This window comes from Mesorhizobium sp. M0028 (assembly GCF_040323855.1).
Classification (GTDB): Bacteria; Pseudomonadota; Alphaproteobacteria; order Rhizobiales; family Rhizobiaceae; genus Mesorhizobium.
The window spans coordinates 18162-30317 of record NZ_JAMYVG010000034.1; the positions used below are offsets into that span (position 1 = coordinate 18162).

The window sequence follows — 12156 nt, forward strand, 5'->3', positions numbered from 1 at the left end:
GGCCGCAGCACGACATAAGCGGAACAGGCCTGTTCTGGGCTAGAAGGCCGCAATATTTCCATTGAACTTCGTCCTCATCGCCTCAATAGCGGCAGTGCCGCCGCCTGGAATGTAGATCAACCGGAAGTCAGGGCTCGCGCCGGCCAACTTCGATTGGTTTCGAATGGTCAAGCGGCGCCGGTCGGTCCATAAGCCTTCCTCAAGAAACGGACCGTATCCGCTATTCTCTTTGGTCGGTAAAATCGATTGTGTTTATGGAATGCATGCGCACGATGGATACATGCGCATCAGGGCACGTGACCGCCCACGGATAGGACTTTGCTTCGGAGGTCACCGCCCTTTCGCGACTCTTGCAGTGCATGGATGAGGCGGCAATTCCCGCGGTGCAGCACCTTTCGAGCGCGTGCCACAAAATCGCTGGGTTCGACCTGCGCGGCGACTGGGTGGAGATCCGCCTGATCTAAAGCATCACCCATCCGACGGGCAACATCTCACGACGCGCCGAGCAGCTTGGCCAAGCATCCGCACTGGCCGATCTTGCGGGGCGTGCGATCGCCTCCTGATAGCATTCGAGCAACAAAATCGGCCTGTGCCGGCAATTTTGTCGTAAAGCTCATGGTGGCGACTCCCGCACGCGCGCAGGACAGCCGGCAAATCGCGCATCTTGGCGATCAATCCTGCCATTCGGCCCGTCGTCTTCTTTATTCCAATCGAGATCGCAATCAGGTCCGGCCGGTCACGCAGTGAAGTGTTCTCCCTTCGAGCAGCCACGTCGGCGCCGCTCAGCTCTTCGACGAGCGCGCCAGGACAGCATCGATCTCCGCAAATTCTTGCCAGCAGATCGTCCTCACATCATCATGCCCTTGGCTTCAACCGGGCTGGTGCCCTCCCCTTCCCGGCTTTTTGTCCCGACGCTCGGGTCGCACCTTCCGGCCGGTCAAGGCCAAAAAACTCGTCGGGGCTGAGCTCCGGCTTCTGCCAAATATTCGTCGGCGGGTTCGCAGCACCGCGGGCGCACGGGTGAGCTCGTGGGTAGGAGTGCGGATGGAAGTAGGCGATGCACATCGTCACCAGCACCTCAGATTGTGTGAGGTCCACGGCCCGCTCGTTTCCGCCGACGGCGGCGCGGCGGGCGTCGGTATACGCAGGGCGGGTCCGTCGCCTTGGCCTCAGTTTCGGGGCAATGGCAAGCCCCGGTCCGCGCGGCGCCGAGTTGGGCGGAAAGATCGACGGCGCGCAACGCGGGGCTCCTACGCGACGAGCAGTTTTTCCCCCGGTCTGACCCGGCCTCGACTCCAGATGCCGCAATGACCGTCGCGGCCCGGCGCGATTGATCGGGTCTCATGCCCAAAGCTGCCTCGGTGCCCAGTAGCGGCACCGCATTGTCCCTCCCAGGCGCTCCGCCAGTAAAGCGTCGGCGAGCCAGCATCCGACGGTGCGTTCGAAGCGATCTCATTCGGCGGCCATGATCGCGCCGGTCACCATGCCGCAGCGGAAAGCTGCCGAGCTCGTCTGGTCAGGTCGCTGACCGCCTCGTCGTCGCGGGCGACGATCGAAATCTTCCCCGCCGCAGCGAGGTTTCTCCCGTTAGAAGATCCTCAGCGGGATGGGCTGCCAGTTCACGCCCGGTCAACAGCATCCGGCCCGCGGGGTTGACCTTGTCTCCCGGTCGTGTGAGCAGAAGAACATCGCGAAGTGCGGCTTCATCCTCGACGCCGCGAGCCTGCTTCGCCGTACCACGGCCGCCGAAAGCCCTAGGCGCTGTCACCAGGCGCCAGCCCACCTCTCTAGCTGGCGGACCATCTCATCGAGCGCGCCGATGGCTGCACCGTCAGTGATTGCAATGTCCTCAATGCGCCGCAACTGTTTGGGTCGGGGGCAGCCCTGTGCAACCAGGCCGGCACCGCCGCGTCGGCGCGGCTTCCGTGGCACCGGGAAGAGTGCGGTGGTGGCGCAGGAGGGTTTTGGCTCAGAATCATGGAACACGATGAATCATCGCGGCGCATTTTGTAGAGCGAACGATAAGTCTTGCACGACCAGCCATTTATCCCTCGCGAGATCAATGCCGCGGGCAATTAGCAGGCGAACTCCGTCCGGACTGAGTACCTGTTTCAACGCGGGCAAAAGAAGTTGTGTAGCCATGTCACGAAATGCTTGGTCCGCTTCTCTGCCGGCCGATGGTCCATGAAATCCCCTCTGCACGCACGACGCCGGAAACCTCCTTGCCGATATGATGCTCAAGCACCGGCCGCCATGGCACCAGCGTGAACTCGCGCGATTTCTCGATGACAGCGTATTTTCCGCCGGCGAGCTCGACGGAGCGGCGGAGCGTGCCTTCTATTCGATCTCCACTCTGGACTTCAGAATAGGGCAGACCGAGTTCGTTCGACAACTGGCCGGCCACGCGGTTCAACTCGCGTTGGCGCAGCATCGAAAGCATGTTGGCGCGATAGACGATCCGGTCCTGCTCTTCCCGAGCAAGACCTTGCGCAATCAGCCACTGCCGTCGGCGGCCTTGCGCCTCTCGGACATCGCGGCCGAAACCAGAGCTGTGCAAGGCCTCCGGTATGTCGGAAACCAGCTCTCGATCGAGCCAGGTGGCGCCGTCGAAGCTGACTTGTTGTTCCAGCGGCGTCGATGAGAGCTTGTCAACCGTGACAGGCTCGGCCCCGGCCCGCTGACGCTCGTAGTCAGACACACGGTCGAGATGATCCGGTGCGACGATCCAGGTGCCGTCCGGCTCGCGCTCGACACGACCGGTCCCCCGGCGGATCGCCTCCAGTCGCCGCACGTGCGTTTCGGCAAACCGTTCGGTGGCCGACGGGTCATGCTTGAGATGGATATCGATGCTGTAGCGCCCGTCATGGGCCGTGGCGATCTCGGCAATTGTGCGGTCGACTTGCCTTGGCCCGGTGTCCCTCGGCGTGACCCGCACTATGCAGCCCTCTGGCGTGGGTTGGGTGGCCTCGCCTTTGCCGATATCAACATAATGGCTTTTGCCGTCCACGCCGTCGACGACGAGGTAATGGCGGTCAGTGATTTCGTCGGCCAGGCCGCGCGCAACGATGCGGCCGACGACAGGCTGCATCTGCTCTGCAGATCGATCATGGACGACATAGTCGGCGGCACTGCGGGCGAGCCCCTTGCCGGTCAGTTCGCGGTGCATGGTCTTGATGATGTCGCCCCGCTCGCCGATGCGGCGCAGCGTCGCTTCAAGCTCGCCATCAAGGCGCCAGCGGCCCGAGCCGACTTCCTCAGCCAGACCCATCCGCTCGAGCTTGCGCAGGCGGCCCTGGTGCAGCGTCTGGCGAAACGTGTCTCGGCTGGCCGGTGAGACATGCCCCTCATGGTCGCGCATGCGGAGCAGCTGCCGATCGATGCTGGTGAAGCGTTCCCGCTCCATTTCCTGGCGCAGGCGTTGCTCGATCTCGCGGTCCGTTCTCGGGCCAAGGTCGAGGCTGACCAGCTCGGCCGCCCGTTCACGGATTCCAGACGAGATGTAGTCTCGCGCGATGACAAGATTTTCGCCGCGGTCGTCCTTGCCGCGGACGATAATATGGGTATGCGGATGACCAGTGTTGAAATGATCGACGGCCACCCAGTCGAGCCTGGTGCCGAGATCTTCTTCCATCTGCGCCATGAGGCGCCGCGTGAGCGGCTTCAGGTCATCATACTCGATGCCGTCTTCAGGGGCGACGATGAAGCGGAACTGATGCCGGTCGCCATCGGCACGATCGATGAAGGCCTTACCATCGACGCGGGCGCTGTCGGCGCTATAGAGCTCGCCAGGCTCGCCTTCGCGGGTGACGCCGTCGCGCTGGAGGTAGCGAAGGTGTGCACGTGCCCCGTCAACACCCTTGCCGGCCAGCTTGACGATACGCGCCTTGACGACGGCGCGCCGCTGCCGAAACGCCGCGTGGGGGTCGCGCGCTCTGAGAACGGCGGCAGCAGCCCCGCCGCGCCCCGCCCGGCTTCCGATGAAGCGGCCACGGCGACCGCTGCCCCCGCCGGCTCGGTTGATCGCGGCGCGGATCTGGCCGGCGAAACGCTTGCCTGCCTTCGAGCCGCGCGATCCGATTTTGCCCAGGCTCGGCTTGAACTCTTCATCCTGCATTGAGCCTCCTAGCAATCTTTAACAAAATCAGAGGTTTGTCGGCAGCAGCTCTCCTGACGCTGAAGGCAGCCTCCGTGAAAAACGATGTGCAGACAAAGACTTCGCCGCCTCCAGGAGGCGATGCCTTTATCTTGCCTTCCGCGGACCTGCCTCCCTGCCTCCCTGCCCCGCCCGACCCCGGTACCCCTGCCCTCACCTGCGATCCGGCCGGCCTGACCTTGCTCGCTCCGATCCGAGCGGCACCACAATTTGGCCATTCGGATCGGTCGCGGAAACACCGTTTCGCAGGAAAAACAGCGACTGCCCGGACGGGATTTCCGGCGCTTTTCCGGAACGGGATTTGCCGGTGAACGCGTCCATGTCGGCGGCCGCGATCCCCGCCGCCTTGAGCTCTTCCAGATACGAAACCGTCTCGCTGGGCAGCGGTCGCCCACGCTGCAAATGCTGTTCGTAGCGGTCCGGCCCAGCGTTATAGGCGGCAAACAGGCCGGGAAAGCCGAAGCGGTCATACATGGCGCGCAGATAGGCAGTACCTGCCAGAATGTTGTCGCGAGGGTCGTGCGGATCGGCTCCCAGGCCAAGCTCTGCGCGCATCTCCTCGTAGGTGCCGGGCATCACCTGCATGAGGCCAATAGCGCCGGCGTGTGAGGCGATCGGCCGTCCGTCCAGCATTGTCTGCCCCCGGCTTTCGGCATCCATGACGGCATAAATCCAGGGCTGTGGAATGCTGAAACGCCGGCTTGCTTCGGCTATCAAGTGCTGCCATCGTTGGAGCTGCGGACCACGGGAGATGGCGGCCGGCTGAGCGTCGGTCGCGGCGGAACAGGCGCATGGCGCTATCGCGACTATGCCCAGCATCAGGAGGGTTACTCGGTCCATAGCGGCACGAGCCTCCCGGCAATATTTTCGGCCGGCACCGGCCCGAAATAGCGGCTGTCGAAGGAGCGGTTTCTATCGTTGCCGAGCAGGAAAAACTCGTCGGCGGCGAGCTTGCGGCAGGCATTCCACCAAGGCAGCGGACGGTGCTGCGTGTCGGTTGCCAGCCGGCGCGCGACAATCTCGCCGCCGATGATGATGGCGTCGCCGAAGGCGCAGACATGCTCGCCAGGCAGCGCGGCAAGGCGCTTGACCAGCGGCACATTGCTGGGCAGATAGAAGCGTTCGGCGGCGAGATCGGCGACCGGTTTTGGCGGGCGCACGAGCACCAGATCGCCACGAGCCGGTGATCCGGACGCGACGCGATAGAGGCCGACCGGCGCACTGGCCGAGGCGTTCCACACCAGCCAGGGCGATGGGTTGTCGAAAGCGGCGAAGCCGATCAGGCCGAGGCCTATTGTGGCCACGGCGATCGTCTTGCGCGCCCGAATGCGCCGCACATGGCTGCCGATCAGACGGATAGTGGGACGCCGGCTCATGAGCGGCCTCCCTCACCGGCCGAGCCGGAATCGTGCCCGCCATCCTCGGGCCTGGTCGCCTGCGCGCGTCCCTTCGACCAGTCGTCGAGCTCGTCGATGTGATAGCGGACATAGCGGCCGTGCTTACGGAATTGCGGGCCACCGCCCTTGAGCCGCATCTTCTCCAGCGTGCGCTGGGACAGCCCGATATAGAAGGCGGCCTGCGCGGTGTTGAGAAACGGACTGCCCTTCTTGGCGCGGGCCGCGCGTTCGTTTTCGTCGTCCATGATGGTCCTCGTTTCGTTACGGACAAGCGAAGGCGAGGATCGGCGAGCGAGATCGTTTTGGGGACGGGCGAAGAGTGGGGGGCGAGTTTTCGCCGCCCCTTCTTGAGAAGAGCCCCGCGCCGGTTGCGGCGCGGGGCTCGAGGCTGGCGGTTCAGTCGACGGGGTTCCAGATGATGGCGTATGTGTCGTCATCATCCTGGCCGGCGGCGCGGCCGAGATTGGCGTAGAGCTTGCGCGGGCCGAACTCCGGGGCGGCAATCGACAGGCTCACATAGTCCTTGCCGGAGGTCTCGCCGGTGCGGATCCAGCCGGCCCCTACTTCGACCCCTTGCGTCAGCACCCGGAAGTCGGGATGGGTGTCGGCGCTCTTTGCCTGATTGGGCACGATGTCGATGTCGGCGCGGACGCTGAGCGTCTTGAGCTGGCCCTTGTAGCCGCCGTTTTCCTGTTTGGTGACGTATCCGATCGCGGTCATTTTCAGTCTCCTTTTGGTGCTCGCCGGGGACCATTCCCCTGCGATGGCGGACCGTGATGGGCGCGTCCGGACCGCCGGAACCGGGACGGCCGCAGCGATAGCGGAGGACCCGAGCGGACAGCTTTTTTGAAGCGAAGCGGCGCGAGGAAGCCGCCGCAGGCGGCGGGGAAAAAAGCTGCTGGCGAGGGTTTCGGGCGGGCCGGATCCGCCCATAGGTCGTCAAGCCAGCCGCAGGGGAATGGTTCCTGAGACACATGGAGACAGGTGGCGCGATCCGATGACACAAACGAGCAGGCGGCATTACAGGGCGCTGGCTGCGGGGGCTCTGTCGCCAACCGGATCGGTAATTGGCCATGCGCGGAGCGCCTCGGCAAGCAACCCGGCGCGGTGCAGGGCTGCCGAAATGGGGGCGAGTTGGCGTCGGGATTTCTCGCGCAAGGCACTGGCTCGACAAGACGACCAATCGGCAGCCGGCGCGGCCCGGAGCGGCGCGCGCGATCTGAGCGGCGGCACTCGAGAGAACCGCCGCTTGAGGCTGATCGGTTCATTCGCGCACGAACAGCGGCTGCACTTGTGCCCACTGATCGGCGGTGCGGAAGCCGCCGCGGCTGGTGTAGCTTTCGGCCGGGAATTTCATCCAGCGCGGCAGCCAGGTCTCGACCTTCTGGCGGCCATTCTCGCCCGCCAGGAAGTCGCGGATGATCTTCTTTTGCGTCTTGACCTTCTCGGCGACATTGCCATCCGCGACCAGCTTGCCGCCGACATCGGCGAGCATCGAATTGGCGATTTCCTTGTCGCGCAAGAGGTCGAAGAACGCATCGTCCGGTTCCCACCATGCGCCCATATCCACGTTCAGATGGTCGCCGAGCGCCTCGATGACGGCGCTGCCGGCTGCAAGCGTCTCGGCCATGACAAGGGTGAGAACGCGCATGACATCGTCGTCGCACAGCGCCAAGAGGCGCGAGAAGACGCCGGCGATAGCAAAGGCGTCGCTATTGCCGGCGACCACGCCACCATCCTCATCCGGTGATCCGAGCAGGGCCAACACCTCGCGCCGCTTTTTGCCGAATGCAGCTTCGGCCTTGCAGCCGGCAAGGCTGGCAGTCACCGTTTCGTTGACTGCGCGCTGTGGCTCACGGCGCACCTGCCACAGGCCGGAACCGGTGATGGCGTGCGCCACCACGAGGCGCAGCGCCACGGCGGGATGGTCGAGCATGGCCGCGCGCACAGCGGCATGGCGATGCAGATCGACATAGTTCTGCATCGGGCCGGTGACTTCAGGGCGCGGCGGCTTGGCGGCTGTTTCTTCTTGCTCACCGCCCTCGCGGGCGCGGCGGGCTTCCTTGCGTGACAGCCAGCCCTCGTGACACTCGACCTCGCCGCGATACGTGACCGCGATGAAGACCTTGCCGCCCTTCTTCTTCGGGGTCTTCTCGTGGTCCCATGGGTGGAAATACTGGCCCGGTCCCAGCAGCACCACCTCGCTCCAGCCGCCGTTGAGATAGGTGTCGCGTCTGGCGGCAATCGCTTCGTTCTGCTTTTGCCAGAACAAGTCGGCATCGGCGAAATAGCTGTCCTCGCCGAACAGGTCCGAGGTGATCAGGCCGGGATATTCGTCGATGGCAAACAGCGCCATCTTGGTGGAAATCGACTGGCCGCCGAACAGCCATTGCTTCAATTGAAAGCCACGCGGCGCGTATTGATCGGGATCGGCACAGAGTGCCAGCCAGTCCTTCTGCTGCGCCTTGGACGCCATGGTGAGATGGCGCACCGTCTCGGCGTCGATCTCCTCGCGGCGATAGGCTTCGCGGATTTTGGGCAAGAGGTCGCCAAGCGCCAGAATGCGTTTGACCTTCAGGTCAGTGATGCCGAAGGTCGCAGCGATGTCTGGAACGGTGCGGCCTTGCCTGACGAGCCGCGAAAACGTCTCCCATTGCGATACTTCGTCCGGATCAAGGCGGGCGAGGTTTTCGATCAGCGAGGCTTCCAGCGCATCGGCGTCGTCACCGTCCTCCATGATGGCGCAGGGCAAGGGATCGCCTTCGCCGCGCTCGCCGGCAAGCGATTTCGCGGCGAAATAGCGCCGCCTGCCGGCGACGATCTCGAAGGTTTCCGGCTGGCCGTTCGGCCGCACAAGGAGAGGCACCAGCACGCCGCGCGCACGCACGGATGGCAAGATGTCGGAAATGTCGGGCGCGCGTTTTCCATGGCGCATGTTGAGCGCGGAAATGTTGGGCCGATCCAAACGGATGTGGGCAAGCTGCATGGTTACTCTCCTTCGCTTTGGTTGAGGTTGTCCCCGCCGCAGAGGCCGAAGGCCGGCGCGGCGGGACGGTTTTTGCGCCTATCGGCGCTGCTGTTCCGCCGTGTCGGGCGGAAGCTCGGAATGGGGCTTTGAAAGGGCGTCTGCTGCCTGCCGCAGAAGTCGCTCGGCCTCGGTGATGTGGCCGCAAATGCGGGCGGCTTCGGCATAGACGGAGAGCGGAAAGCGCGCCTGGAAATGCAGGTCGCGCTCGATGCCGAGGCCAAGCGGACCTTTTACGGATGCAAGCTCGGCCAGACTGACGCTGCCGAGTTCGGGGAAGCCGAAGCCGAGATCGCAAAGGCCGAACAGCGTGTCGCCATCGGCGTCGAGTTCGCTCAGAAGCCACGTGGCGGCACCTGTGGGATTAAACAGTTTCACAACGGGAAAATGGTCGATGTCGGCGTCGGCGGCGCCATTGGCGAGCAGTCGTGCGCGCAGTGGATCGGTGATCAGGATCATGGAAAGAAGACTCCTTGTCAGAACAGGTCGAATTGATTTCTGCTGGCTTCATCGAAGAGGCCGATATCGAGCGGCTTTTGCGCCGCGCGCGGACACATCGGCGCGTCCATCAGGAGGGTGAGCCGATCTCGCGTGGTGATCGGCCGGACACCGGGAATGAGCATCTGCTCGCCTTGCGGCGTCGGCTCGCTCGCGGTCAATTGAGGATCGCGCATCGTCATGCCGCAATCCCTTCCTGCGCCTCGCCTTCGGCATCGGCCTGAAGGCCAAGCAGGAAATCGGCGGGCTTGGAAGCAAGACTGGCGGCACGGAAGATGGCGCGATTGTCCTCGCGCAGCACCTTCAGCCATGAGCCGATGTAATCGGCATGACGCACGGTCGGCTCGATACCGAGATTGCTGCAGACGAAGGCGGCAGTGATTTCGGCGACCAATTCTTCACGCGCGTAAGCCTTGGAGCCGAACGAGCCGGAGAGGTCGCGAGCAAGCCGCGTCGGGTGGCCGGTCCAGTGGCCAAGCTCGTGAAAGCAGGTCCGGTAATAGTCGATCTGGTGATGGAACGCCGGCTGCGGCGGCACCTGAATGTGGTCGCTGCCCGGCATGTAGAAAGCGCGATCGCCGCCGACCCTGAAATCCGCACCGCTGGCGCGAATGAGCGTCTCGGCCTGCGGCACGATCTCGCACTGAGGCAGCGGCTCGGCGGCGGCATAGAGGTCTTCCGGAAGATTATCGCACTGCGCGACATTGAAGACGGTGAAGCGCTTCAAAAAAGGCACGGCCTGTGGTTCATCGCCCTCGTGGCGTGCGCGCTCCTTCTCGTCCTTGGGGACAAAGCGGTCGGCATGCACGATGGTCGTGCCGCGCTCGCCCTTCCTGACGTTGCCGCCAAGGACGAGCGCCTGCCGGAAGGTGAGCCAGTTCTGGCTGGGATAGCTGCGCTCGATCACCGCGCCCCACAGGATAAGGATATTGATGCCGGAATAGGTGCGGCCAGAGGATGCATTCCTCGGCAGGCCAAGGCCTGCCTTTGCCCTGCCCCATGGCTTGACCCATGGCACGGTGCCGCGCTCCAGCTCGGCAATGATGCGGTCGGTGATCTCCTGATAAAGGCTGGCGCCGGGGCGCCCGCCCTTGCCTGCGCCAGCCTCTGTGCTGGCACAACGCTTGCTGTTTGCATGCATCGTCTCATCCTTCGCTCGCCAATCGCCGCGCCTTTCCCCGGAAGCGGGATGGGCGGCGAGTCGCGACCGGAAAGGCCCGCCGTGGTAGGCGGACCGCATCCGAAGGACCGGAACGAAGAGGAGGACCCTGAGCGGCACGCGAAGGGTTGCGGGCTGCCGCGGCGGGCCTAGAAGGGAGTGCCGCCCACCCCGCGCCACCGGGAAAGGCCAACAGACAAACCGCGCCGCCCGCAAGGGCGGCGGCCGTCACAGCCCGAAGGGCTGCCCACGCCAAGGGGCGAAGCCGAATGGCCGAGACCGCCTGAGCTTGCCGAAGAAAAGCGGGCTCGGTTCACGAGCACCTGGTGCGCGTCGTCAGGCGCGCGGGCGCCCGCCAGGACGGCAGGCTGGACAGATTTTTCGAACGGATCGCGATAAATACTTCAAATGAATGCTGCACCGAAAACATGTGCGATGCAGCATTTTCGCAAGCATTTACCACGGACGCTCAGACCCGAGACTTCCGCCACCCAGCCTTGCGCGCGGCTTCCTCCGAACAAAACCAGCGCTCGCCTTTCAACAGGTTGATGCGCGTCTCCCAGTAATATTCCTGTCCGGGAACATGATAGATGCGCTCGCCCGTGTTGTAGCTGATATTGGCTTTGATGTTGCAGCCGAGAGCGGCAGGGCCGATTTCGAAGGCAAGAAAGCCAGCCAGGATTGTTCCACCAGCAACGATCTTTGCCCACAACGGAACGTCCTTCGAACGATGGCGCTCGCCATACCTGCGACGGTTGTACCGATTGTCTTGATAGCGATGGTTGCCCACGCCCCTTCTCCCCGAAGAGAGAATGCGACGTTTGCAGCCTGGAGTCTATAAGTCTGGTCTAATTCACCGGTCCTGTTCCGAACCATTGAATGAACGGCGCATCCTTACCGGTGATATCCTTCACCGTCTTCAACAGCGCTTCATGGGTGCGTTGGAGAGCCCGGTAATGGTTGCTGGTAGGTGATAGAAGCGGCTGGACGATGCTCTGGTGCAGCCGTTCCGCCTCCGCGAGAAAGCGCTCGATTTCAGCCTGTGAAAGCTGCTTGGAAAGTTTGGTCCTAGCCATTGCGATCTCCGTTGAGGAATCGCCCCACCTAGGATTATCATCCTATATCGGCATGGCTTGGTAAAGACCCACCCGCAGCGGAATGGCAGCTTGCCGAAGAAAAGCACGCTCGGTTCACGGCACCGGCGCGAGCCGTTAGACGCGCAGGCGCCCGTTAGCCCGCAGGCTGGACAGAATCTCGCACGGATCAGCGTCAAGCGCCGCAGTTAAGTCGAGAAACTCGATGACATCGAGACGCCGCTCTCCACCCTCGTACTTGGCCACGAAGGATTGGGGACGATCAAGCTTCTCGGCCACCTGCGCCTGAGTCAGGCCTTTGGCCTTGCGCAGGGAAACCAGCTGGGCCAGAAACCGCTGGTGGCGGGGCGAGCGAAGAGATTTGGGCATGTAGGCGAACCGGTCGGGTAAAGACCGGATCAGCGACTAATCCCGGTTTCGGATTATCCCATTTTGGGATATGCTGCGTTGCATCCAGCGCTCAACAGCCGAGGCTCGCAACAGGCATGAATCGATCAATGGGAACAGATGAGACTCGAAACTCAACTCTGTGCGACGAAGTCCCCTGGTCGGAGAACCTGACGGCCTACGATAGGCAGCATTTCACGATCTACCTGCGGATCCTGGATGCCTGCGCCGACAATGCCAGCGAAGAGGAGATGGCCGATCTCATTCTAGGCATCGACCCGGCCCTTGAACCGGTCCGCGCCCGCAAGGCTCTTCGCAGCCATATCGACCGGGCGAACTGGATGGTGACGACCGGCTACAAGGAACTGTTCGCCGGCTGACGCACAGCACGGATTGTCATGCTCTTCAAACAAGGAAGTTCAGATACCCGTCACTCATGAGCG

The 12156-nt window shown here is 63.4% G+C and carries 13 protein-coding genes and 1 pseudogene; 1 reads left to right on the top strand and 13 read right to left on the bottom strand.

What is annotated here, in order from left to right; all coding sequences use genetic code 11:
- Positions 1-1041 precede the first annotated feature (1041 nt).
- From NKJ93_RS32135 to NKJ93_RS32195, 13 genes and pseudogenes are all read right to left on the bottom strand, one after another.
- Positions 1042-1155, bottom strand: a pseudogene (locus NKJ93_RS32135) (SMC-Scp complex subunit ScpB); the annotation flags it as partial.
- Between the two features lie 988 nt (positions 1156-2143).
- On the bottom strand, positions 2144-4114 hold the full coding sequence (rlxS, locus tag NKJ93_RS32140; protein ID WP_352593321.1) for a relaxase/mobilization nuclease RlxS: 1971 nt from the start codon (positions 4112-4114) through the stop codon (positions 2144-2146).
- Positions 4115-4306: 192 nt separating this feature from the next.
- Positions 4307-4993 (bottom strand): lytic transglycosylase domain-containing protein, encoded by a 687-nt coding sequence (locus NKJ93_RS32145; RefSeq protein ID WP_352593324.1) that lies wholly within the window; start codon positions 4991-4993, stop codon positions 4307-4309.
- Positions 4981-5529 (bottom strand): signal peptidase I, encoded by a 549-nt coding sequence (gene lepB, locus NKJ93_RS32150; protein ID WP_352593327.1) that lies wholly within the window; start codon positions 5527-5529, stop codon positions 4981-4983. The genes NKJ93_RS32145 and lepB overlap by 13 nt, the downstream gene beginning before the upstream one ends.
- The gene (locus NKJ93_RS32155; protein WP_352593330.1) at positions 5526-5795 is read right to left on the bottom strand and encodes a helix-turn-helix transcriptional regulator; all 270 of its coding nucleotides are present in this window, start codon (positions 5793-5795) and stop codon (positions 5526-5528) included. Before NKJ93_RS32155 ends, lepB begins: the two co-directional genes overlap by 4 nt.
- A 151-nt stretch (positions 5796-5946) precedes the next feature.
- A complete protein-coding gene (locus NKJ93_RS32160) occupies positions 5947-6270 on the bottom strand; it encodes a DUF736 domain-containing protein (RefSeq protein WP_023672372.1) in 324 nt (107 codons plus the stop codon).
- 544 nt (positions 6271-6814) lie between these two features.
- Positions 6815-8536 carry a ParB/RepB/Spo0J family partition protein gene (locus tag NKJ93_RS32165; protein WP_352593333.1) on the bottom strand — a complete coding sequence of 574 codons (1722 nt, stop codon included), beginning with the start codon at positions 8534-8536 and terminating at the stop codon, positions 6815-6817.
- Positions 8537-8614: 78 nt separating this feature from the next.
- Positions 8615-9034: a DUF2958 domain-containing protein gene (locus NKJ93_RS32170; protein ID WP_352593336.1), complete on the bottom strand. Its 420-nt coding sequence runs from the start codon at positions 9032-9034 to the stop codon at positions 8615-8617.
- Positions 9035-9051: 17 nt separating this feature from the next.
- The gene (locus NKJ93_RS32175; RefSeq protein ID WP_352593339.1) at positions 9052-9255 is read right to left on the bottom strand and encodes a hypothetical protein; all 204 of its coding nucleotides are present in this window, start codon (positions 9253-9255) and stop codon (positions 9052-9054) included.
- Complete coding sequence (locus NKJ93_RS32180) at positions 9252-10214, bottom strand: ArdC family protein (protein ID WP_352593342.1); 963 nt, start codon at positions 10212-10214, stop codon at positions 9252-9254. Before NKJ93_RS32180 ends, NKJ93_RS32175 begins: the two co-directional genes overlap by 4 nt.
- A gap of 487 nt (positions 10215-10701) precedes the next feature.
- Positions 10702-11022 carry a sunset domain-containing protein gene (locus NKJ93_RS32185; protein ID WP_352468497.1) on the bottom strand — a complete coding sequence of 107 codons (321 nt, stop codon included), beginning with the start codon at positions 11020-11022 and terminating at the stop codon, positions 10702-10704.
- A gap of 58 nt (positions 11023-11080) precedes the next feature.
- Positions 11081-11308, bottom strand: a complete 228-nt coding sequence (locus NKJ93_RS32190; protein WP_352453620.1) for a hypothetical protein — start codon at positions 11306-11308, stop codon at positions 11081-11083.
- Between the two features lie 135 nt (positions 11309-11443).
- The gene (locus NKJ93_RS32195; RefSeq protein ID WP_023722035.1) at positions 11444-11695 is read right to left on the bottom strand and encodes a helix-turn-helix domain-containing protein; all 252 of its coding nucleotides are present in this window, start codon (positions 11693-11695) and stop codon (positions 11444-11446) included.
- 128 nt (positions 11696-11823) lie between these two features.
- Here NKJ93_RS32195 and NKJ93_RS32200 point away from each other — a divergent pair, with 128 nt between their 5' ends.
- Complete coding sequence (locus NKJ93_RS32200) at positions 11824-12093, top strand: DNA -binding domain-containing protein (RefSeq protein ID WP_352453619.1); 270 nt, start codon at positions 11824-11826, stop codon at positions 12091-12093.
- Positions 12094-12156: the final 63 nt, after the last annotated feature.